The organism is Saccharothrix sp. ALI-22-I (assembly GCF_001984175.1).
Lineage (GTDB): Bacteria > Actinomycetota > Actinomycetes > Mycobacteriales > Pseudonocardiaceae > Actinosynnema.
Map to the genome: position 1 here is coordinate 147,379 of NZ_MTQP01000062.1, position 20,969 is coordinate 168,347.

A 20,969-nucleotide genomic window follows, 5' to 3' on the forward strand; every position below is an offset into this window, starting at 1 on the left:
GCCGACTCTGCCAAGTCCGACGCCCTGTGACAAGCACCACAGGGATTTGAGTCACATCCCATTATCTGAATCGGTTTTGTGACGATCATGTGTCGTGACTTACTGTGCGGGTTGTCACGTCCGCACGTGCGACGCCAGCGCTGCCGTCCCACCGGGTCCACTACGGCCCGTGATCACCACCGGAGACAGCGAACCATGAGCGTGCATCCCGTCGTCGCCGGAGTGACGGCTCGAATCGCCGCCCGCAGTGCCGCCGGCCGGTCCGCCTACCTCGAACGAATCGCTCAGGCCCACCAAGAGGGCCCCGCCCGTGGCGACATGGCGTGCAGCAACCTGGCGCACGGTTTCGCGGGGATCACGGGCGGTGACAAAGACCTCCTTCGGGCACTTCGCCGCCCGAACGTGGCGATCGTGTCCGCGTACAACGACATGCTGTCCGCCCACCAGCCCATGCACGAGTACCCGGCGTGGATCAAGGACGCCGCACGTGCCGTGGGCGGCGTGGCCCAGTTCGCGGGCGGCGTGCCCGCGATGTGCGACGGCATCACCCAGGGCCGCGCGGGCATGGAGCTGTCCCTGTTCAGCCGGGAAGTGATCGCGATGTCCACCGGCATCGCGCTGTCCCACGAGATGTTCGACTCGGCGCTGCTGCTCGGCGTGTGCGACAAGATCACGCCGGGTCTGCTGATCGGCGCGCTGTCGTTCGGGCACCTGCCCGCGATCCTGGTGCCCGCGGGCCCGATGAACTCCGGGCTGCCGAACTCGGAGAAGGCCCGCGTGCGGCAACTGTTCGCGGAGGACAAGGCGTCCCGCGAGGAGCTGCTGGAAGCCGAGTCCGCGTCCTACCACAGCCCCGGGACCTGCACGTTCTACGGCACCGCGAACTCCAACCAGCTCGTGGTCGAGGTCATGGGCCTGCACCTGCCGGGCGCGAGTTTCGTCCCGCCGGGCACCAAGCTCCGCAAGGCGTTGACCGAACAGGCCGCGCGGCGCGCGGTGGAGATCAGCCGCGGCGACGACTACACCCCGATCGGTCACGTGGTGGACGTGAAGTCGGTCGTCAACGGCGTGATCGCGCTGCTGGCCACCGGTGGGTCGACCAACCACACCATGCACCTGGTCGCCATCGCCTCGGCCGCGGGCATCGAGCTGAACTGGGACGACTTCTCCGAGCTGTCCTCGGCGGTGCCGCTGCTGGCCCGCGTCTACCCGAACGGCTCGGCGGACATCAACCACTTCCAGGCCGCGGGCGGCGTGCAGTTCCTCGTCTCGACGCTGTTGGACGCGGGCCTGCTGCACGGTGACGTGCAGACCGTCGCCGGACCCGGGCTGGACCGCTACCGGCAGGAGCCGGTGCTGGTCGAAGGCGTGCTGACTTGGCGCGATGGGCCCGGCCACTCGCTGGACACCGACGTGCTGCGGCCCGTGTCGGAGCCGTTCGCGGCCGACGGCGGCCTGCGGATGCTGTCCGGCAACCTCGGCCGCGCGGTGATCAAAGTGTCGGCGGTCAAGCCGGAGCACCGGATCGTGGAGGCGCCCGCGCGGGTGTTCACCTCGCAGGAGGGTTTCAGCGCCGCGTTCCAGGCGGGCGAGCTGGAGCGGGACGTGGTGATCGTGGTGCGCCAGCAGGGGCCGCAGGCCAACGGGATGCCCGAGCTGCACAAGCTCACCCCGGCACTGGGCGTGCTGATGGACCGGGGCTTCAAGGTCGCGCTGGTCACCGACGGTCGGATGTCCGGCGCGTCGGGCAAGATCCCGGCCGCCATCCAGCTCACCCCGGAGGCGGCCGTCGGCGGTCCGCTGGCCCGCGTGCGGGACGGTGACGTGCTGCGGCTCGACGCCGAGACCGGCACGCTGGAGGCGTTCGTGGACCCGGCGGAGCTGGCCGGGCGCGAGCTGGTGGACTTCCCCCCGGACGCGCAGGCGTGGACCGGCACGGGCCGGGAGCTGTTCGGCGCGCTGCGCCGGGCGATCGGGCCCGCCGACCGGGGCGCGAGCGTGTTCGGACCGATCGCGGCCTCGCACTTCGAAGGCCAGCTCAACCAGGAGGTTTCCCGGTGACCACGACCCCCTCACACGCCACGGCCGCGGATCTGCTGGCGCTGTCCCCCGTCATTCCGGTCGTCGTCGTGGACGACGCCGACCACGCCGTGCCGCTGGCCCAGGCGTTGCTGCGCGGCGGCATCCGCGTCATCGAACTGACCCTGCGCACGCCCGCCGCGCTGGCCGCGATCGAGCGGGTGGCGGCGGAGGTGCCGGGCATCGTGATCGGCGCGGGCACGGTGACCGCGCCCGAGCACGCCGAGCAGGCCGCGAAGGCCGGTGCCGCGTTCCTGGTGACGCCGGGCTCGACGGACCGGGTGCTGGACGCGGCCGAGGACACCGGGCTGCCGTTCCTGCCGGGCGCGGCGACCGTGTCGGAGGCGATGCGGCTGGCCGAGCGCGGGCTGACCTCGCTGAAGTTCTTCCCGGCCGAGGCCGCGGGCGGGGTGGACTACCTCAAGTCCATCGGCGGCCCGCTGCCCGGCCTGCGGTTCTGCCCGACCGGCGGCATCACGCCGGCGAGCGCACCGCGTTACCTGGCGCTGCCGAACGTCGGGTGCGTCGGCGGGTCGTGGCTGGCGCCGAAGGACGCGCTGGCCTCGGGTGACTTCGCGCGGATCGAAGAGCTGGCACGCGCCGCCGCCACTCTCTGAGTTTCGTGAATGGGCGCCTCCTCTGACGGGGAGGCGCCCGCTTCGTTGCCAGGAATGACTCTCAGGTCACAGCAAGTACGTCAGGGCTTCCGGGACCGAGTCGGCGACCGGCACGCCGGTCTGTTCGAGCACCTTGCGCGAGCTGGTGCCGGTGGCGACCAGGACGACCTGCGCGCCGACGTGCCGGGCGGCTTCGGCGTCGTCCACCACGTCGCCGATGAGCACGACCTGGTGCGGGTGCAGCTTCAGCGCGTCGAGGTGTTCGGCGAGGTGTTCGGCCTTCGAACCGCCGCCGGTGGTGAGGCGCAGGCCGTCGACCCGGGTGAACAGCTCCCCCAAGCCGAAGTCCGTGACCAGCGGGACCAGCTCGTCGTGGAACCACATCGAGAGCAGCGACTGGGTGTGGCGCAGCCGCCGGAGGTGGTCGGGCACGCCGGTGGCCAGGCCGCACAGGTCCAGCAGGGCGCGGTACTCGTCGTGGTAGAGCACGTCGATGAGGGCCCAGTCCGCTGTGGTCAGGTCGCGGTCGAGCAGGCGCTCGTAGCAGTCCTTGAGGGGGCGGCTGAAGACGTCACGCCAGTGGTCCAGGGTGACCGGCGGGCGGCCGAAGTGGCGGCAGACCCGGTTGACCGCGGCCAGGACCGCGTCGTTGTCGGCGAGCAGGGTGCCGTTCCAGTCCCAGACCACGTGTTCGGCGCTGATGTGCCCGGCCCCTATGCCCACCCGCGCAGGGTACGACGATAGGTTGAATGTTCACTTTTCGGGGGAGGTAGTGCGGGATGAACGCGCGACGAACCACGGTGATCGCCGAACCTCGTGGGCAGGTAGCGCTGGTGTCGGTCGGGTTCCCGGTGCTGGGCGCGGTCGTGGTGTGGGGCTTGAAGTCCATCGCCGGGTGGGTGGCCGGGCTGTCGTGGGCGCCGCTGCAGGGACCGTTCCGGTTGGTGGCGGACGTCCCGGAGCCTTGGGCGACGGTGGGTTCGGTGGCGGTCGGCGCCGTGCTCGGGCTGGTGGTGGCCGGGATCGCGGCGCACGAACGGCTGGTGGTCGAGGTGTTCAACGACGGTGTCGAGCTGTTGAAGGGCGGCAAGCACCGGAGCTTCGACCGGACGCTCGTGTCCGGTGTGTTTTTGGACGGCAAGAAGCTCGTGCTGCTCGGGGTGGACACCGGTGAGTTGGCCCGCGAGACCCACGACCTGAAGCCGGAGGAGCTGGCGGACGCCTTCCAGTCGCACGGGTACCAGTGGCTGGAGGACGGCGACCCGTACCGGGACCAGTACCGGCGGTGGGTCGACGGGACGCCGGACCTGCCGCCCGGGGCGAACGCGTTGTTGAAGGTGCGGGCCGAGGCGTTGCACAAGGATGACAACGACGACGCGGCCGAGCTGCGCGACGAGTTGAGCCGGCTCGGTGTGGTCGTGCGCGAGGAGAAGAAGCGCCAGTACTGGCGCCTGACCCGGCCACTGCACTGAGGCCGGTCACCGCACTGAGGCCGGCCCCGACGGTCGGCCCCGCCCCGTCCGACCTGACCGTCCGACCTGACCGTCAGTCCTGGGTCAGGTCGTCCAGGGTGGTGGTGTCTTCGCCCGCACGCCGGAGTTCTTCGCGCACCACGCGGTAGGCCAGGCCTTCCGCGTAGCCCTTCCGGGCCAGGGCGGAGACCAGGCGGCGGATCTTGGTGGTGTCGTCCAGGCCGCCCATGGTGCGCAGCTTCTTGCGCACCAGGTCCCTGGCCCGGTCTTCTTCCGCCTCGTCGTCCACCGCCGCGACGGCCTCGGCCGCGATCTCGTCCGCCACGCCCTTGCGGCGCAGTTCCATGGCCAGGGCCCGACGGCCCAGACCCTGGTAGGTGTGCCGTGAGCGGACCCAGACCTCGGCGAAGGCGGCGTCGTCGATCAGGCCCGCCCGGTCGAACTTGGCCAGCACCAACTCGGCGGTCTGCTCGCTGATGCCCTTGCGCAGCAGGGCGTCCTTCAGCTCCACGCGCGTTCGGGCCCGGGCGGTGAGCAGCGCGTAGCAGATGTCCGTCGCCTTGCGCTGCTCCTTCGCAGGGTCGACCGGGCGCGGCTCGGTGTCGTCCTCGGCCGAAGGGTCGCGGGACAACCCGCGACCACGGCCACCTCGTCCTGCCATGCCAGGTTAGAACTCGACCGGCGCCGCGGCGGTCTCCTCGGCGTCGAGCGTGGCGCCGATGCCCAACTTGTCCTTGATCCGCTTCTCGATCTCGTTGGCCACGTCCGGGTTCTCGCGCAGGAACTTGCGCGCGTTCTCCTTGCCCTGGCCCAGCTGGTCGCCCTCGTAGGTGTACCAGGCGCCCGACTTGCGCAGGATGCCCTGGTCGACGCCCATGTCGATGAGCGAACCCTCCCGGCTGATGCCCTGGCCGTAGAGGATGTCGAACTCGGCCTGCTTGAACGGCGGGGCCACCTTGTTCTTCACGACCTTGACCCTGGTGCGGTTGCCGACCGGCTCGCCGCCGTCCTTCAGGGTCTCGATGCGCCGCACGTCCAGCCGCACCGACGCGTAGAACTTCAGCGCCTTGCCACCGGTCGTGGTCTCGGGCGAGCCGAACATCACGCCGATCTTCTCGCGCAGCTGGTTGATGAAGATCGCGGTGGTGTTGGAGTTGCTGAGCGCACCGGTGATCTTGCGCAGCGCCTGGCTCATCAGCCGGGCCTGCAGACCCACGTGGTTGTCGCCCATCTCGCCCTCGATCTCGGCGCGGGGCACCAGCGCCGCCACCGAGTCGATGACCAGGATGTCGAGCGCGCCGGAGCGGACCAGCATGTCCGCGATCTCCAGCGCCTGCTCGCCGGTGTCGGGCTGCGAGACCAGCAGCGCGTCGGTGTCGACGCCCAGCTTCTTCGCGTAGTCCGGGTCGAGCGCGTGCTCGGCGTCGATGAACGCCGCGATACCGCCGCCGCGCTGGGCGTTGGCCACGGCGTGCAGCGCCACCGTCGTCTTACCGGAGGACTCCGGGCCGTAGATCTCGACCACGCGGCCGCGGGGCAGGCCGCCGATGCCGAGCGCCACGTCGAGCGCGATCGCGCCGGTGGGGATCACCTGGATCGGGGCGCGGGCCTCCTCGCCGAGCCGCATGACCGAGCCCTTGCCGAACTGCTTGTCGATCTGGGCCAGGGCCAGTTCGAGGGCCTTGTCCCGGTCGGGTGCCTGGGGTGCCATCTGGAGTCCACCTCGGAGTGTCTTGGGGTCGCTGTGCGATGTCGGGGCCGACGTTACGGGTGGGGTCCGACATTTTTAGGCGGGGACCAGGTCACCTGCGGGGTGTCGTCACCCGGTCGTGTCGGGGAGTGTAGCCGAACAGGTGTTCGACCACCTGGTCGACACGCCCGGTCACCGCCGCTGCTCCGGCACGTCGAAGGCGTCGCAGACGGCCAGCCAGATCTCCTTGGCCGGCACCCCCGCCTCCAACGCCTGGTCGGGCGTGCGCCCGCCCAGCGCCGACAGCACGTGGTCATTGGCCACCATCTCCGCCCTGACCTGGCCGAACTCGTTCGCCATCAGTTTGCGGAACATCGTGATGCGCATCCCCTCCAGGTTATCGCGCCGCCTTCCACGCCGGACTGTCGACGTAGTGGTTGTCGAACCGGTCCTGCGAGTCGCGGATCTCCTGCGGGCTCGCCTCGCCGCGCTGCACGCGGTCGAGCAGCCGGTAGTAGTCGAACCGCCCCATGCCGGGCGTGAAGACGAACAGGACGTCGGCGTCGGCGCCCTTGAGCGCGCCGAACGCGTGCGGCATACGTGGCGGCACGACCAGGAAGTCGCCGCGCTCCAGGGTCACCACGTCCTCGTCCAGCAGTACCTGGAGCGTCCCGTCGAGCACGAAGAACAGCTCCGAGGCGCGGGTGTGGAAGTGCGGCGGCGCGCCGTCCGAGCCGTCGCGGAAGGTGGACCGGTTGCTGGTCAGGCCGTCGAGGTCGGCGAGGAGGGTGACGACGGCGGCGGGGTCGGCGGCGAGCTTTTCGGCCTGGTCGGCTCGGACGAGCAGGGTGTTTTCCATGTGGTCGAGATTCGTCGCCCGGAGGACCCCGAACAACGACGAAGATCGGATAGAACGATAACCTCCGTGTTATGGAACGGCGTGACCTGGAGGTCTTCCTGACGCTGGCGGAGGAGCTGCACTTCAGCCGCACCGCCGAACGCCTGCGCGTCTCCCAGGCGCGGGTCAGCCAGTCCGTCAAGCAGCTGGAACGCCGCATCGGCGCGCCCCTGTTCGAGCGCACCAGCCGCCGGGTCGCGCTCACCCCCATCGGCCGCCGCCTGCGTGACGACCTCGCGCCCGCCTACCAACAGATCGTGGACGGCATAACGCGCGCTGTGGAGGCCGCGCGCGGGACTGCTCTGCTGCGCGTCGGGTTCGAGGCGCCGGCCATCGCCGACCTGATCACGGACGTCCTCGACACCTTCCGCGCCCGCCACCCGGACAGCGAGGTGCGCGTCCGCGAGGCCCCGTTCACCGACCCGTTCTCGCTGCTCAGGGCGGACGAGGTGGACGTGCTGGTGACCCTGTTCCCGGTGGACGAGCCCGATCTCACGTCCGGTCCGGTCGTGTTCGAAGAGCCCTTGGTGCTCGCCGTGTCGGACACACACCCGTTCACACGGCAGAAGTCCGTGACCCTGGAGGACCTGGCCCGCGCCACGGTCTTCAAGGCCGCCTACTGGAGCGACACGACACCGACCGGCGCGCCGATCAAGCGCGGGCGGGACCTCACGACGTTCCAGGAACTGCTCACCGCGATCGCCAACGGCGAGGGTGTCTGCCCGCTGGGCGCGCACGCCGTCGGCTACTTCACCCGCCCGAAGATCGTGTTCCTGCCGCTGGTGGGCGCCCCGCGGCTGGCGTGGGGCATGGTCTGGCGCAACGCGGGCGAAACGGTCCGGGTGCGCGAATTCGCCGCGGCTGCGCGCTAACCTCGACGTGTGCTGTTGTTGCAGGAAGACCCCACGGGCATGTCGTCGCCGATCGTCACGATCGCGGCGATCGCCGCCCTCGTCGCGGCGATCGTCGTGGGCCTGCGCGCGCTTTGGTACAACCGCAAGCGCTGACAGGTCAACGCACCCGCTGCAACGACGAGTACAGGCACGCCACCAGCAGCGGCAGCGCGGTGAACCCGACGAACAGCCCCAACGCGGCGTAGGACCACGCGGTCACCACCACGCCCGCCGCGATGCCGCCGAGCGCGCCGCCGACGTTCATGGACAGGTCCGACAGACCCTGCGCGGCCGGCCGGTCCACCACCGCCACCGACTCGGTGAGCAGCGCCGAGCCCGCCACCAGGCCCGCCGACCAGCCGAAACCCAGCAGCGCCAGCCCGGCCGCCAGCTGCGGCGCCTCGTGCGAAGGCGCCATGCCCGCGATCCCGGAGGCGGCGACCACGAGCGCGGCGCCGATCGCCAGCACCGGCACCCGGCCGAGCCGGTCGGCCATCCACCCGAACAACGGGCTGGCCACGTACATCGCGGCGACGTGCAGGCTGATCACCAGGCCCACGACCCGCAGCGACGAGCCCGCGTGGTCCATGTGCACCGGGGTCATCGACATCAGCCCCACCATCGCGGTGTGGCACAGCGTCACGCCGCCCAGCGCGAGTTTCCCGGTGGCGGGCAGCGACCGCCACACCGCCACGGACCCCTTGGCGACGACCACTCCCCCGGCGCAGTGCGCGGGCGTGACGGCGGACTGCGCGATGGTCAACGGGTCGGGCCTGAGGAACCGCAGGACGACGACCGCGGCCAAGCCGAACAACACCGCCGACAGCAGGTACGGCCCCGCGCCCACCGGCAACCCCAGCCGCACGGCCACCTGCCCAGCCGGGTCGGCCAGGTTCGGCCCCACCACCGCGCCCACCGTCGCCGCCCACACCACCAACGCCACCGAGCGCGCTCTGCGGTGCGGGTGGGCGAGGTCCGCGCCCGCGTACCGGGCGGCGAGGTTCGCGCTGGACGCCGCGCCGAACAGGACGAGCGCGGCCAGCAGCACGTGCCACGAGCCGAGCACCACCGCGCACGCCGCCACCGCCGCGCCGATCGCGCCCGTGCCGTAGCCGAGGACCAGCGCCGGACGCCGTCCGCGCCGGGCCGCCAACCGGGCCGCGGGCAGGGCGAACACGGCCGCGCCGAGCACCGCGCTGGTCTGCGCCAGCCCGCCGACCACGTCGGAGTCCGCGAGTACGGCCGCGATGAGCGTGCTCACCGCCAGACCGATGGTGACGCCCGCCGCGCCGAGGACCTGGGTCACCGCCAGCACCCGCAGCACCCTGCGCTGCACGACGTCGACCACAGTCATGATCATGATCGTGCCAGGGGAAACGGGTCCCGACCAGCCACCGTCCGGGTTCAGGTGCCGGGCTGGACGGTGTTCTCGAAGAAGTCCGCGACCTGGTCCGCGGTCAGCTCCTCGGCGCCGCTCTTGGTCACGATGCCGAGCAGCGGGAGGTTGTCCGCGGTGAACACGAGCAGCCCCAGCCCGCCGTCCGCGGCGGCCCGGTACTTGCCGGTGAGGCCGTTGCCCGCCCACTGGGCCTCGACCGTGTCGCTCTTGAGCGACCGCACGACGGCATCCGCGCCGTTCTGCGCGCCGACGACCGTCTCGGTGAGGACGTACTGGACCGAGTAGTCGTCCTTCACCGCGCAGCTGACCACGGTGCCCTTGATGCCGTCGACCCCGCCCACGCCCGGCGTGCCGCCCGCCTTGCAGGTGCTGGTGTCCGGGATCGTGCCCGCGAGGCGGCGCAGGCACTCGGTGAAGCCCTTGTCGTCCTGCTGGGTGTCGTTCTTGCACTCCTGGGCGCTGGGCACGCCCGGCCCGCCGAACGCGAAAATCCCGCCGACCACGCCCAGCACGAGCACCACGGCCGCGCCGACGGAGATCAGCACGGTCCGGTTGGGCTTCTTCTTCTCCGGTTTGGTCTGTTGGCGCGGGCTCACGGTCGGGAAGTTGAACTGCTGCGGCCCGGTCTGCGGGTAGCCCACCTGGTAGGGCCCACTGGTGTTGGGATTGACCTGATACGGACCGCTGGCGTTCGGGTTGACCTGGTACGAGCCGCTCGCATTGGGATTGACCTGGTACGAGCCGCTCGCGTTCGGGTTGACCTGATACGGACCGCTCGCGTTCGGGTTGACCTGATACGGACCGCTCGCGTTCGGGTTGACCTGATACGGACCGCTCGCGGCCGGATTGACCTGGTGTGCGCCGCTGACCGCCGGGTTCACCTGGTGCCGGCCGCTGGCGTTCGGGTTCACCGGCTTGGTGACGACCGTGTCCGGCTCCTTGGGCCGCTGCGGCTCCTGCGAGCGCGGCGTGACGCCGTTCTTGGGGACGTGGTGGGCACCCAGGGCGACCGAGGTCTCCGGCTGGTCCAGGCTCGTCGGCACGATCCGCACCTGCTCGGCGATCATGGCCGCGACCAGCGGGATGCGGCTGGCGCCGCCGACCAGGTAGATGCCCGCGAGTTGGTTGGGCGCCATGCCGGTGGAGCGGATGGTGGATTCCAGCAGCTCCACGCTGCGCATCATGCTCGGCCGGACCAGCGCTTCCAGGTCGGAGCGGCTGACCAGCACGTCCTCGAACGGCTCCGGCATCGGCACCTCGGTGTGCGCGTGCCGCGACAACGACTCCTTGGCGGCCCGCACGTCCTCCAGGAGCGCGCGCCGGGCCCGGCGGTCGGCCGTGGACTCCGGGCGCAGCAGCCGTTGCCAGGTACCAGGATCGCGGTGCGAGACCTGCCGCCCGACGTGTTCGAGGAGGGCCTGGTCGACGTCGAGGCCGCCCAGGTCCGGCAAGCCGTCCTCGGCGAGCACGGTGAAGCCGCTCTGGGTGGCTCCGACGATGGCCACGTCGAACGTGCCCGCACCCAGGTCGTACACCGCAAGCGCTTGGCCGACGGCCAGCGAGGCGTAGTGGGAGGCGGCGGCGACCGGTTCGGGGACGAGCACGATCTCGCCGGTCGCGCCCGCCAGGCGGGCCGCGGACAACAGCACGTTGCGGCGCGTCGCGCCCCACTGGGCGGGATGGGTGAGGCGGATCTCGTCCAGCGACTCGCCGCCCAGTTGGCGGTTGGTCTCGTCGAACACGCGGCGCAGCACGGCGGCCAGCGCGTCGGTGACCGGGAGGACGTTGGAACCGAGGAGCAGCACGCCGTCGTCCACGCGGCGCTTGGGATTGGGTTCGAAGCGGGCCGGGTCGAGGCGGGCGCGGCGCTCGGCGTCACGACCGACGACGAGCGTGCCGTCCTCTTCGCAGTAGACGGCCGACGGCATGGTGGCCGAGCCGTCCACCTCCACGACCCGGGGCGGCCTGCCGTGCGCGGCGAGCACCGCAACGGTGTTGGAAGTGCCCAGGTCAACGGACAGGACGCGCACAGTCACCCCTTTGGATCGAACGGGGTGATCGTGCCATAGACGAAAATTGTCGTACCCCTGGTTCAGTATGGACGGCATGGAAGTCCAGGCCGCTTTCTCGCCCGCTACCCGGCAGTGGTTCGCCGGGGCGTTCGCCGCGCCCACGGCGGCGCAGGTGGGCGCGTGGGAGGCGGCGGCCGCGGGCGAGCACGCGTTGGTCATCGCGCCCACGGGGTCCGGCAAGACGTTGGCCGCGTTCCTGTGGGCGTTGGACCGGCTGGCCTCGACGCCGAAGCCGGCCGAACCCAAGCGGCGGTGTCGGGTGCTGTACGTCTCGCCGTTGAAGGCGTTGGCGGTGGACGTGGAGCGGAACCTGCGGGCGCCGTTGGCGGGTATCCGGCAGGCCTCGCACCGGCTGTCGCTGCCCGAGCCGGACATCACGGTCGGCATGCGCACCGGCGACACACCGGCGGACGCGCGGCGCGCCTTCTCCAGGACCCCGCCGGACGTGCTGGTCACCACGCCGGAGTCGCTGTTCCTCATCCTCACGTCGGCGGCACGGGAGTCGTTGCGCGGGGTGGAGACGGTGATCGTGGACGAGGTGCACGCGGTCGCGGGCACCAAGCGCGGCGCGCACCTCGCGCTGGCCCTGGAACGGCTCGACGCGCTGCTGGACAGGCCCGCCCAGCGGATCGGGCTGTCCGCGACGGTTCGGCCGGTCGAGGAGGTGAGCGCGTTCCTCGCGGGTGGGCGGCCGGTGCGGGTCGTGCAGCCGAAGACGGCCAAGACGATCGAAGTGCGGGTCGAGGTCCCGGTCGAGGACATGTCGGTGCTCGGCGAGCCGACCGGGGAGGTGTCCGGCTCGGCGGCGGGCGCGGAGCAGCGGGCGTCGATCTGGCCCGCGGTGGAGAACCGGGTGCTGGAGCTGGTCCGGCAGCACCGGTCGACGATCGTGTTCGCGAACTCGCGGCGGCTGGCCGAACGGCTCACCGCGCGCCTCAACGAGCTGGCCGAAGAAGCCGTGGAGCTGGAGCGGTTCCCGGCGGAGGCGCCCGGCCAGTCCGGCATCACCACTCAGCGCACCGCCACGATCGCCCGCGCGCACCACGGCTCCATGTCGCGCGAACAACGGGTGGTGGTCGAGGAGGAGCTGAAGTCCGGGCGGCTGCCGTGCGTGGTGGCGACGTCGTCGTTGGAGCTGGGCATCGACATGGGCGCGGTCGACCTGGTGGTGCAGGTGGAGGCGCCGCCGACGGTGGCGTCCGGGTTGCAGCGGGTCGGCCGGGCCGGGCACCAGGTGGGCGCGGTGTCGCGCGGGGTGATGTTCCCGAAGTTCCGCGGCGACCTGGTGTCGTGCGCGGTGGTGGCGGAGCGGATGCGGGACGGCGCGATCGAGGCCGTGCGGTACCCGCGCAACCCGCTGGACGTGCTGGCGCAGCACGTGGTGGCCATGGTGGCGATGGAGACGTGGACGGTCGAGGCGCTGGCCGGGCTGGTGCGGCGGGCCGCGCCGTTCGCCGCGCTGCCGGAATCGGCCCTCCAAGCGGTGCTCGACATGCTCGCGGGCCGGTACCCGAGCGAGGAGTTCGGCGAGCTGCGGCCCCGGATCACGTGGGACCGGATCACCGGTGAGCTGCGCGGCAGGCCCGGCTCGCAGCGGCTGGCGGTGACGTCGGGCGGCACCATCCCGGACCGGGGGCTGTTCGCGGTGATGACGCCGCCGTCGGAGCGCGGTCCCGGCTCACGGGTGGGCGAGCTGGACGAGGAGATGGTCTACGAGTCGCGGGTCGGCGACACGTTCCTGCTCGGCACGTCGTCGTGGCGGGTCGAGGACATCACCCACGACCGGGTGATCGTGGTGCCCGCGCCGGGCCAGCCCGCGCGGATGCCGTTCTGGAAGGGCGACGCGCCGGGACGTCCGCTGGAGTTGGGGCGGGCGCTGGGGAAGTTCCTGCGCGAGGTGTCCACTATGGACTCCACGGAAGCGGCCGGGCGGACGGCGTCGGCCGGGTTGGACCCGTGGGCGACGTCGAACCTGCTGGCATATCTGGGCGAGCAGCGTGAGGCGACCAGGCACGTGCCCAACGACCGGATCGTGCTGGTGGAGCGGTTCCGGGACGAGCTGGGCGACTGGCGGCTGGTGGTGCACTCGCCGTTCGGGGCGCAGGTCAACGCGCCGTGGGCGTTGGCGATCGCGGCCCGGTTGCGGGAACGGCGCGGTATCGAGGTGCAGGCCGCGCACTCCGACGACGGGATCGTGATCCGGCTGCCGGACGCGGTCGACCTGGACGGCGCGCAGGTCGTGGCGGGGGCGGACGACGTGCTGCTCGACCCGGAGGAGGTCGAGCAGATCGTGGTGGCCGAGGTGGGCGGGTCGGCGCTGTTCGCGGCCCGGTTCCGGGAGTGCGCGGCGCGCTCGCTGCTGCTGCCCCGCCGCGACCCGCGCCGCCGCACCCCGTTGTGGCAGCAACGGCAGCGGGCGGCGCAACTGCTGTCGGTGGCGGCGAAGTACGAGAGCTTCCCGGTGGTCCTGGAGGCGATGCGCGAGGTCCTGCAGGACGTGTACGACGTGCCGGGCCTGCGTGAGCTGATGACGGACATCCGGGCACGACGGGTGCGCGTGGTGGAGGTGGAGACGCCGTCGCCGTCGCCGTTCGCGCGCAGCCTCCTGTTCGGGTACGTCGGGATGTTCCTGTACGAGGTGGACGCGCCGCTTGCCGAACGGCGGGCGGCGGCGCTGTCGCTGGATTCGGCGCTGCTGGCCGAACTGCTGGGCTCCGAGGCGATCCGGGAACTGCTCGACCCGGAGGTGGTCGAGGAGGTCGAGCGCAACCTGCAACGCCTCGCGCCGGACCGGCACGCGCGGGACGCGGAGGGCGCGGCGGACCTGCTGCGGTTCCTCGGTGATCTGTCCGAGGCGGAGGCGCTGGAACGGGGCGTGCGGCCGGAGTGGCTGGCCGACCTGGTGGCGCAGCGGCGGGCGATCCGGGTGCGCATCGCGGGCCAAGACCGGGTGATCACCATCGAGGACGCGGGCCGGGTGCGCGACGCGTTGGGCGTGGCGCTGCCGGTGGGCGTGCCGGAGGTGTTCACCGAGCCGGTGGCCGACCCGTTGGGCGACCTGCTGTCGCGTTACGCCCGGACGCACGGCCCGTTCCCGGCGATGGAGGCGGCGGAGCGGTTCGGTCTGGGCGTCGCGGTCGTGACCGGTGTGCTGGAGCGGATGGCGGCCACCGGCCGGCTGGTGCGCGGCGAGCTCAGACCCGGTGGCAGCCACACCGAGTACTGCGACGCCGATGTGCTGCGGCGGTTGCGGCGGGCGTCGCTGGCCCGGCTGCGGGCCGAGGTGGAGCCGGTCGAGCCGGCCGCGCTGGGCCGGTTCCTGCCGAGCTGGCACGGCGTGGGTCGGCGGTTGCGGTCCGCGCCGACGGTGGACGACGTGTACTCGGTGGTCGAGCAGTTGGCGGGCGCACCGCTGCCCGCGAGCGCGGTCGAGTCGCTGGTGCTGCCCGCCCGGCTGCCCGGCTACAACCCGGCGCTGCTGGACGAGCTGACCGCGTCCGGCGAGGTGACCTGGACGGGGTGCGGCTCGCTGTCCGGCGGCGACGGCTGGATCGCACTGGCGCCGACGGACGTGGCCGACCTGCTGCTGCCGGACCTGGTGCCGGAGGCGATGCCGGACTCGTCGCTGCACACCGCCGTGGTGGAGGCGTTGGCCGGCGGCGCGTTGTTCTTCCGGCAGCTGGTCGACCGGGTGTCGTTGCAGGGCCCGACGACGGACGGCGAGGTCGTCGGCGCGCTGTGGGATTTGGTGTGGGCGGGCGTGGTCACCAACGACACCTTGGCACCGCTGCGGGCGCTGGTCGCGGGCGGCGGCACGGCCCACAAACCCCGACGAGCCACGCCACGCGGCAGATACGCGCGGATGCGGGCGGGCCGCCCGGACATGCCCAGCCGCAGCGGCCCGCCGATGGTGGCAGGCCGGTGGTCACTGGCCGTCGTGCCCGCCGCGGACGCGACCCGGCGAGCGCACGCGCGGGCCGAGGCGTTCCTGGAGCGGCACGGCGTGCTGACCCGCGGCGCACTGGACACCGAGCGGGTGACCGGCGGGTTCAGCGGGGTGTACCGGGTGCTGCGCGCGATGGAGGAGTCCGGACAGGTCGTGCGCGGGTACGTGGTCGAAGGGCTCGGTGCGGCCCAGTTCGCCGCCCGGGGCGCGGTAGACCGCCTGCGCGCGTCCTCCCGGCCACCAGGCCAGGAACACGTCGGCACACCGGACGCCGTGGTCTTGGCGGCAGCCGATCCCGCGCAGCCCTACGGTGCGGCACTGCCGTGGCCAGAACTCTCCGGCGAGGGCAAACACCGCCCAGGCCGCAAGTCCGGCGCACTGGTCGTGCTGGTGGACGGTGACGCCACGCTCTACGTGGAGCGAGGCGGCCGATCCCTGCTGTCGTTCACGGAGGAGGAGGACCCGCTGCGCGCAGCCGCACAGGCCCTGAGCCGAGCCGTCCGCGACGGTTGGTTGGGACAGCTGGCAGTCCAACGAGCCGACGGGGAGGTGGCACTGGGCTCACGGCTGGCAGGCATCCTCCAGGAAGCAGGCTTCCGGGCGACACCGAAGGGCCTCCGGCTGCGCGCGTGAGGGAAGAGCGGTACGGCTGCCACAACCACCGATCCCGCTCAAGATCACCCAATTGAGCGAAGAAGCAGGTCAACCGGAAACTTTCCGCACACCATTGACGTTGCCGGGTTGGAAGGAGGCGAGGCGGCGCACGGCGGACCGATCTCACGCGATCACGCAAGAGTTCGCAGCCAGCCTCAGCGGAACTAGAGAACTCAGCCTCAGCGGAACAGGGAACTCAGGCCTCAGCGGAACAGAGAGCTGTAGGCGTTCAACGCAGGCTGGCCGCCGAGGTGGGCGTACAGGACCGTGGAGTCGCGCGGGATCTCGCCGGCGGAAACGAGTTGCACCAGGCCGGCCAGTGACTTGCCCTCGTACACCGGGTCGGTGATCATGCCTTCGAGCCGAGCCCCCAGCCGCATCGCGTCCAAAGTGGACTCGCCGGGCACGCCGTAGATGCCTTCGTGGAACCGGTCGTCGAGCACGACGTCCGCGTCGGCCACCTCGACGCCCAACAGGTCCGCCGTGCTCTTGGCGATCCGCAGCACCTGGTCACGGGTGTCGCGCGGCTCGGCGGACGCGTCGATGCCGAGGATCGTCCGCCCGCTGCCCGCGAACCCGGCGACCATGCCCGCCTGCGTGCTGCCGGTCACCGAGCACACGACGATCGTGTCGAACCGGACGCCCAACTCGGCCTCCTGCTGTTCGACCTCGGCCGCCCACCCGGCGAACCCGAGCCCGCCCAACGGGTGGTCCGACGCGCCCGCCGGGATCGCGTACGGCGTGCCGCCGGCCGCCCGGACGTCCTCGATCGCCTGCTCCCACGCGGGTTTCACGCCGATGCCGAAGCCCGCCTCCACCAGCCGCACCTCGGCGCCCATCAACCGGCTGAGCAGGATGTTGCCCACCCGGTCGTACACCGCGTCCGGCCAGTCCACCCAGCTCTCCTGCACCAGCACGCACTTCAGCCCGGCCCGCGCCGCCGCCGCGGCCACCTGGCGGGTGTGGTTGGACTGCACGCCGCCGATCGACACCAGCGTGTCGCAGCCCGTCGCCAACGCCTCCGCCACCAGGTACTCCAGCTTGCGGGTCTTGTTGCCGCCGTAGGCCAACCCGGAGTTGCAGTCCTCCCGCTTCGCCCACACCTGCGCGCCGCCGAGGTGCTTGGTCAGCCGCTCCAGCTTGTGCACCGGGGACGGGCCGAAGGTCAGCGGGTAGCGCGCGAAATCGTCCAGTGCCATGGTCAGTTCTCCTCAAGCAGGTCGGCCAACGTCGCCCAGTTCCGCTCGACCAGCCGTGCCGCCAGGTCGGCGTCGGCCGCGGCGCAGGCGGTGATGATCTCGTCGTGCATGGCCACCGAGTGGCGGCCGGTCGGCGCGGCGAACCGCAGCCGTTCCAGGCGGCGGACGAGTGGGGTGTAGCGCTCGATGGTGGCCGCCACGGCGAAGTTCCCGCTGCGCCGCACGGCCACCGCGTGGAACTCGTCGTCGGCGGCGAGCGCGCCCGGCACGTCGCCGATGTCCAGGGCCTGCGCGAACACCGCATTGGCCGCACGCATGGCGTCCAGGTCCGCCTCGACCACGCGCGGCACGGCCAGCCGGGCGGTCAGCGCGTGCATGGTCTGGATCACGACGTGCGCGTCCCGCACCGCCGCCGTGTCCAGCGGCGTGACCCTGGTGTAGCTGTGCGGCTTGGTCTCGACCAGGCCCTCGTCGGTCAGCCGCGCCAACGCCTCGCGCACCGGCGTCCGGGACAGGCCCAGCCGCTCGGCCAGCTCCACGTCCTTGATCGGCACGCCGGGCGCCAGGTCGCCGCCCAGGATCGCCTCGCGGATCGCGGTCAGCGCCTGGTCGCGGAACAGCTCCCGACTAATATATTGCATATCGGCAGACTGTAGACGCCCGCCTGAAAGATCGCCAGGACCTCCAGGTCTTGTCAGCGGCTACGTACATGATCCGGATGGCGCCGAGTTGCCGGCTGGTCTGGGCGGTGACCTTGGTGGTGAGCGGGCGGTGCCGGCGTCAGGGCAGGGCTGGTCCCGGCGGTGGACGGCGCGCTGGAAGTTCGAGGGCGGGGCGGTGGTCTGCTCTGATCTGGACCCGTCGGCTGGGAATTCACATGGCCCTGATGGCCGACCTGGCCGGTCTCCCGCGCTGACTCCCGCTCGGGCGAGGGCTGCCCTCGATCAAGCCTCAACCGGACACGGCATCAACCGGACACGGCGCACACCGGGGTTCCGGTTGTGCGCCAACGTGTGTCTTCCGCGGATTCGTCACCACTGGCGATCCCGCTGTGCACGTTCGAGAGGACAGCGATGTACGTACGAAAGGTGGCCGGTGCCTCGGCCATGTTGCTGGTGGTGCTGTCGGGCGTCGCGGTCGCGGCATCCGATGCCGGCACGGCGGCCGGGCCGCAGACCGCGGCGGCGTGCGAGTACCCGGCCGACGTGATGGACCTGTCGATGTGGAAGATCCAACTGCCCACCGGATCGCAGGGCTCGGTGGACGAGGTCAAGCAACCGGAGCTCGACAGGTTCCGGGTGGACCCGTGGTTCATCGCCAGCGGGTGTGACGGCATCCGGTTCCGCGCGGCGGTGAACGGCGTCACCACCAGCGGTTCGAAGTACCCCCGGTCCGAGTTGCGGGAGGTGAACCGCGACGGCTCCAAGGCGGCCTGGTCCACCACCTCCAGCGTGCACACGATGGTCATCGACCAGACCATCACCAACCTGCCCGCCGGCAAGCCGCACGTGGTGGCGGGCCAGATCCACGGCGGCAGTGACGACGTCACGGTCTTCCGGCTGGAAGGCACGAACCTCTACGTGACCGACGGCGACAACCCCCACCACAAGCTGGTGACCGACAACTACAAGTTGGGGACGCGGTTCGAGGCCAAGTTCGTCGCCCGGAACGGTGTCATCGAGGCCTACTACAACGGCGTACTGCAAACGAAGCTCAACAAGTCCGTCTCCACCGCCTACTTCAAGGCCGGCGCCTACACCCAGGCCAACTGCACCAACTCCTCGCCGTGCGGCAGCGGCAACTACGGCCAGGTCGTCATCCACAACGTGCGCGTGACCCACGGCTCCAACCCGCCGTCGACCACCACTCCGCCGACCACTACTGCGCTGCCCACCACGACGCCGCCATCCACGACGCCGCCATCCACGACGCTGCCATCCACCACCACTCCGCCGACCACCACGACCCGGCCGACCACCACCACTCCGCCCACCACCACGACCCCGCCCACCACCACTCCGCCATCCCCGGGCGGCAAGCTGGAGGTGTGCGACACGTGGGCCAGTGACGACGATGGCAACCTGCCGGCCAACGCCATCGACGGTGACATGACCACGCGGTGGTCGGATGAAGGCGACGGCGTCTGGTTGCGGCTGGACCTGTGTCGGACGGTGGACGTCGGATCGACGGCCATCGCCTGGTCGAAGGGCGACACCAGGAAGGCGACCTTCGAACTCCAGACGTCCGTCGACGGCGAGAAGTGGACCACCGCCCTCCCCCGACGCGACAGCAGCGGTGACACAACCGGATTCGAGAACTACGACTTCGCGGACGCGAAAGCCCGCTACCTCCGCGTTGTCGGCTACGGCAACACCTCGAACGACTGGACTTCGGTCCTGGAGATCGTGGCCTACGCGCCCTGACCGACGTGAGCGCGCGGGGGTGCACCACCGATGTCGGAAGCGGCGCTGGATCGCCTCGGCGTCGGTGGTGCACCCCCTTTAAGGCGGCCAGGAGCTCCGCCGCCACCGGGTGCAGCGCGGTGGGCGTGCCGCCGAGGTAGGGATGGGCGACGAACTCGCCCTCGTGCCAATAACAGGTCAGACAAACTCGCGCGGCGCAGACGCATGACCACTCCAGGACGCGGGCCAGGACAGTGCTCCTGGCGAAGAAGCACGCGGTGAGAGGGCCGAGCCCGTGCTTGACGGGCCCGGCCCGATCGTTCGACTGGGCAACTGACGGGGCTTGGACACCGCAGGTCCAGTTCGCGTAGACGTGCGCCCTCCACGATCTTGGTGACGACCATCGCCGGTGGTCACACCTGCCGGGGTGTGGCCGGTTCGTGCCAACCCGCTGTGCGTGAGTGCCCTGCGACCCCACCATGAGCGAACTGCCGACGGGGAGGGGACCAGATCATGTCGGGAAATCCGGAAGAGCGGAATCCGTACCGAACCCCGCCGATGCCTCCGCCATCGCCCTGGGACTATCAGATGCCGCGTCCGGGGACGCTCACCGCCGCGGCCGTGCTGTGGATCATCACGGGTGTGCTCCTCACCGTGTCCTACGGCTCCGCGGCGTTGAGGGCTTTCCTGGACGGCAACGATGTCATGGCAGCCGTTGCCAGCGTGTTGACCGTGGCGGCAGTGGTGATCTGGCAGCTCGGCCGAGGGCTGCGGCACGGGAGCGACAACCGCACCGCGCTCACCGTGCTGAGCCTGGTGGGACTGGGGCTCTTCCCGTTGGTCCTGGCGGCCATCGTTCTGCAATACGTGCCCGCAAGCCGACAGTGGTTCGCCATGCCTCCGGCCGAGACGACCCCTTGACCCGTCAGCGGGGCGACAGCACGCAGAACTCGTTGCCCTCACGGTCGGTCAGCACGACCCACGGCACGTCGATCTGCCCGACGTCCGCCCGCACCGCGCCCCACGCCTCCAGCCGCACCACCTCGGTCGGCAGATCGCCGTCGGCGGGCGGCACGACATCGAGGTGCAGCCGGTTCTTCACCACTTTCGGCTCGGCCACCCGCACGAACTCCAACGACGGTCCGGCCTCCTGGCTCAACGACGCGTACTCGTCGTGCTCGCGCGTCACCGGCAGCCCGACCACACCGGCCCAGAACGCCGCCTGCGCCCGCGGGTCGTGCGCGTCCACCACGACCGCCGCGACCGGGCCGGTGTGCGCGTACTCGTCACGCGGCTCCAACACGCAGAACTCGTTGCCCTCCGGGTCGGCCAGCACCACCCACGGCACGTCGCCCTGCCCGATGTCGACCGGCTTCGCACCCAGTTCCACGGCCCGCGCCACGATCGCCGCCTGGTCCTCGGCGGAGGTCGAGGCCAGGTCCAGGTGCACGCGGTTCTTCACCACCTTCGGGTCCGACACGAGCACGAACACCAGCCACAGCCCGTCGTCGAGCGCCACGTCGACCTCTTCGGCGCTCTCACCGGTGATCGGCTTGTCCAGCAACGCCGACCAGAAACGGCCGAGTGCGATCGGATCGGCCGAGTCCACGACGATGCCGTACCACTGCGTTGACATGTCCCGACGGTA

At 71.2% G+C, this 20,969-nt stretch carries 18 protein-coding genes; 8 read left to right on the forward strand and 10 right to left on the reverse strand.

What is annotated here, in order from left to right:
* Positions 1 to 195: 195 nt before the first annotated feature.
* Together edd and eda are read left to right on the forward strand one after the other, a co-directional pair.
* Entirely contained in the window at positions 196 to 2,061 is a 1,866-nt protein-coding gene (gene edd / locus ALI22I_RS22440) for a phosphogluconate dehydratase (RefSeq protein WP_077007498.1), read from the forward strand.
* Positions 2,058 to 2,696 (forward strand): bifunctional 4-hydroxy-2-oxoglutarate aldolase/2-dehydro-3-deoxy-phosphogluconate aldolase, encoded by a 639-nt coding sequence (gene eda / locus ALI22I_RS22445; RefSeq protein ID WP_077007499.1) that lies wholly within the window; start codon positions 2,058 to 2,060, stop codon positions 2,694 to 2,696. Before edd ends, eda begins: the two co-directional genes overlap by 4 nt.
* 66 nt (positions 2,697 to 2,762) lie before the next feature.
* Here the strand turns inward: eda and ALI22I_RS22450 are convergent, their stop codons facing one another.
* Entirely contained in the window at positions 2,763 to 3,419 is a 657-nt protein-coding gene (locus ALI22I_RS22450; protein ID WP_083751929.1) for an HAD family hydrolase, read from the reverse strand.
* A gap of 56 nt (positions 3,420 to 3,475) precedes the next feature.
* Here ALI22I_RS22450 and ALI22I_RS22455 point away from each other — a divergent pair, with 56 nt between their 5' ends.
* Positions 3,476 to 4,168 (forward strand): YqeB family protein, encoded by a 693-nt coding sequence (locus ALI22I_RS22455; RefSeq protein ID WP_077007500.1) that lies wholly within the window; start codon positions 3,476 to 3,478, stop codon positions 4,166 to 4,168.
* 73 nt (positions 4,169 to 4,241) lie between these two features.
* On the opposite strand, the gene ALI22I_RS22460 is transcribed toward ALI22I_RS22455, so the two are convergent.
* The 4 genes from ALI22I_RS22460 to ALI22I_RS22475 form a co-directional block, all read right to left on the reverse strand.
* Entirely contained in the window at positions 4,242 to 4,829 is a 588-nt protein-coding gene (locus tag ALI22I_RS22460; protein WP_083751930.1) for a regulatory protein RecX, read from the reverse strand.
* 6 nt (positions 4,830 to 4,835) lie between these two features.
* Positions 4,836 to 5,879 carry a recombinase RecA gene (gene recA / locus ALI22I_RS22465; protein WP_077007502.1) on the reverse strand — a complete coding sequence of 348 codons (1,044 nt, stop codon included), beginning with the start codon at positions 5,877 to 5,879 and terminating at the stop codon, positions 4,836 to 4,838.
* Between the two features lie 171 nt (positions 5,880 to 6,050).
* Positions 6,051 to 6,245, reverse strand: coding sequence for a DUF3046 domain-containing protein (locus ALI22I_RS22470; protein WP_077007503.1), 195 nt, complete (start codon positions 6,243 to 6,245; stop codon positions 6,051 to 6,053).
* A gap of 10 nt (positions 6,246 to 6,255) precedes the next feature.
* Positions 6,256 to 6,717, reverse strand: coding sequence for a cupin domain-containing protein (locus tag ALI22I_RS22475; protein WP_077007504.1), 462 nt, complete (start codon positions 6,715 to 6,717; stop codon positions 6,256 to 6,258).
* Positions 6,718 to 6,788: 71 nt separating this feature from the next.
* Between ALI22I_RS22475 and ALI22I_RS22480 the strand changes: the two genes are divergently transcribed.
* Positions 6,789 to 7,628 carry a LysR family transcriptional regulator gene (locus ALI22I_RS22480; RefSeq protein WP_077007505.1) on the forward strand — a complete coding sequence of 280 codons (840 nt, stop codon included), beginning with the start codon at positions 6,789 to 6,791 and terminating at the stop codon, positions 7,626 to 7,628.
* A gap of 9 nt (positions 7,629 to 7,637) precedes the next feature.
* Positions 7,638 to 7,763, forward strand: coding sequence for a hypothetical protein (locus ALI22I_RS54750; protein WP_274522990.1), 126 nt, complete (start codon positions 7,638 to 7,640; stop codon positions 7,761 to 7,763).
* A 4-nt stretch (positions 7,764 to 7,767) separates the two neighbouring features.
* On the opposite strand, the gene ALI22I_RS22485 is transcribed toward ALI22I_RS54750, so the two are convergent.
* Together ALI22I_RS22485 and ALI22I_RS22490 are read right to left on the reverse strand one after the other, a co-directional pair.
* Positions 7,768 to 9,003 (reverse strand): MFS transporter, encoded by a 1,236-nt coding sequence (locus ALI22I_RS22485; RefSeq protein ID WP_238598509.1) that lies wholly within the window; start codon positions 9,001 to 9,003, stop codon positions 7,768 to 7,770.
* Between the two features lie 50 nt (positions 9,004 to 9,053).
* Positions 9,054 to 11,078, reverse strand: a complete 2,025-nt coding sequence (locus ALI22I_RS22490) for an Hsp70 family protein (protein ID WP_077007507.1) — start codon at positions 11,076 to 11,078, stop codon at positions 9,054 to 9,056.
* A gap of 76 nt (positions 11,079 to 11,154) precedes the next feature.
* On the opposite strand from ALI22I_RS22490, the gene ALI22I_RS22495 reads away from it, so the two are divergent.
* Entirely contained in the window at positions 11,155 to 15,699 is a 4,545-nt protein-coding gene (locus tag ALI22I_RS22495) for an ATP-dependent helicase (RefSeq protein WP_179118310.1), read from the forward strand.
* 224 nt (positions 15,700 to 15,923) lie between these two features.
* On the opposite strand, the gene ALI22I_RS22500 is transcribed toward ALI22I_RS22495, so the two are convergent.
* Together ALI22I_RS22500 and ALI22I_RS22505 are read right to left on the reverse strand one after the other, a co-directional pair.
* Positions 15,924 to 16,919 (reverse strand): 1-aminocyclopropane-1-carboxylate deaminase, encoded by a 996-nt coding sequence (locus ALI22I_RS22500; protein WP_077007509.1) that lies wholly within the window; start codon positions 16,917 to 16,919, stop codon positions 15,924 to 15,926.
* A gap of 2 nt (positions 16,920 to 16,921) precedes the next feature.
* The gene (locus ALI22I_RS22505) at positions 16,922 to 17,560 is read right to left on the reverse strand and encodes a GntR family transcriptional regulator (RefSeq protein WP_077007510.1); all 639 of its coding nucleotides are present in this window, start codon (positions 17,558 to 17,560) and stop codon (positions 16,922 to 16,924) included.
* A gap of 432 nt (positions 17,561 to 17,992) precedes the next feature.
* Here ALI22I_RS22505 and ALI22I_RS51060 point away from each other — a divergent pair, with 432 nt between their 5' ends.
* Together ALI22I_RS51060 and ALI22I_RS22515 are read left to right on the forward strand one after the other, a co-directional pair.
* Entirely contained in the window at positions 17,993 to 19,342 is a 1,350-nt protein-coding gene (locus tag ALI22I_RS51060) for a polysaccharide lyase family 7 protein (protein WP_077007511.1), read from the forward strand.
* A 567-nt stretch (positions 19,343 to 19,909) separates the two neighbouring features.
* Positions 19,910 to 20,242 (forward strand): hypothetical protein, encoded by a 333-nt coding sequence (locus ALI22I_RS22515; protein ID WP_077007512.1) that lies wholly within the window; start codon positions 19,910 to 19,912, stop codon positions 20,240 to 20,242.
* 4 nt (positions 20,243 to 20,246) lie between these two features.
* On the opposite strand, the gene ALI22I_RS22520 is transcribed toward ALI22I_RS22515, so the two are convergent.
* Positions 20,247 to 20,957 (reverse strand): VOC family protein, encoded by a 711-nt coding sequence (locus ALI22I_RS22520; protein ID WP_077007513.1) that lies wholly within the window; start codon positions 20,955 to 20,957, stop codon positions 20,247 to 20,249.
* Between the last annotated feature and the right edge of the window lie 12 nt (positions 20,958 to 20,969).

Excerpts from the sequence above, each read along its gene's own strand:
- edd (WP_077007498.1), top strand. The coding sequence starts at position 196 with ATGAGCGTGCATCCCGTCGTCGCCGGAGTGACGGCTCGAATCGCCGCC.
- ALI22I_RS22455 (WP_077007500.1), top strand. The coding sequence starts at position 3,476 with ATGAACGCGCGACGAACCACGGTGATCGCCGAACCTCGTGGGCAGGTA.
- ALI22I_RS22460 (WP_083751930.1), bottom strand. The coding sequence starts at position 4,829 with ATGGCAGGACGAGGTGGCCGTGGTCGCGGGTTGTCCCGCGACCCTTCG.
- recA (WP_077007502.1), bottom strand. The coding sequence starts at position 5,879 with ATGGCACCCCAGGCACCCGACCGGGACAAGGCCCTCGAACTGGCCCTG.
- ALI22I_RS22470 (WP_077007503.1), bottom strand. The coding sequence starts at position 6,245 with ATGCGCATCACGATGTTCCGCAAACTGATGGCGAACGAGTTCGGCCAG.
- ALI22I_RS22475 (WP_077007504.1), bottom strand. The coding sequence starts at position 6,717 with ATGGAAAACACCCTGCTCGTCCGAGCCGACCAGGCCGAAAAGCTCGCC.
- ALI22I_RS22480 (WP_077007505.1), top strand. The coding sequence starts at position 6,789 with ATGGAACGGCGTGACCTGGAGGTCTTCCTGACGCTGGCGGAGGAGCTG.
- ALI22I_RS22485 (WP_238598509.1), bottom strand. The coding sequence starts at position 9,003 with ATGACTGTGGTCGACGTCGTGCAGCGCAGGGTGCTGCGGGTGCTGGCG.
- ALI22I_RS22495 (WP_179118310.1), top strand. The coding sequence starts at position 11,155 with ATGGAAGTCCAGGCCGCTTTCTCGCCCGCTACCCGGCAGTGGTTCGCC.
- ALI22I_RS22500 (WP_077007509.1), bottom strand. The coding sequence starts at position 16,919 with ATGGCACTGGACGATTTCGCGCGCTACCCGCTGACCTTCGGCCCGTCC.
- ALI22I_RS22505 (WP_077007510.1), bottom strand. The coding sequence starts at position 17,560 with ATGCAATATATTAGTCGGGAGCTGTTCCGCGACCAGGCGCTGACCGCG.
- ALI22I_RS51060 (WP_077007511.1), top strand. The coding sequence starts at position 17,993 with ATGTACGTACGAAAGGTGGCCGGTGCCTCGGCCATGTTGCTGGTGGTG.
- ALI22I_RS22515 (WP_077007512.1), top strand. The coding sequence starts at position 19,910 with ATGCCGCGTCCGGGGACGCTCACCGCCGCGGCCGTGCTGTGGATCATC.
- ALI22I_RS22520 (WP_077007513.1), bottom strand. The coding sequence starts at position 20,957 with ATGTCAACGCAGTGGTACGGCATCGTCGTGGACTCGGCCGATCCGATC.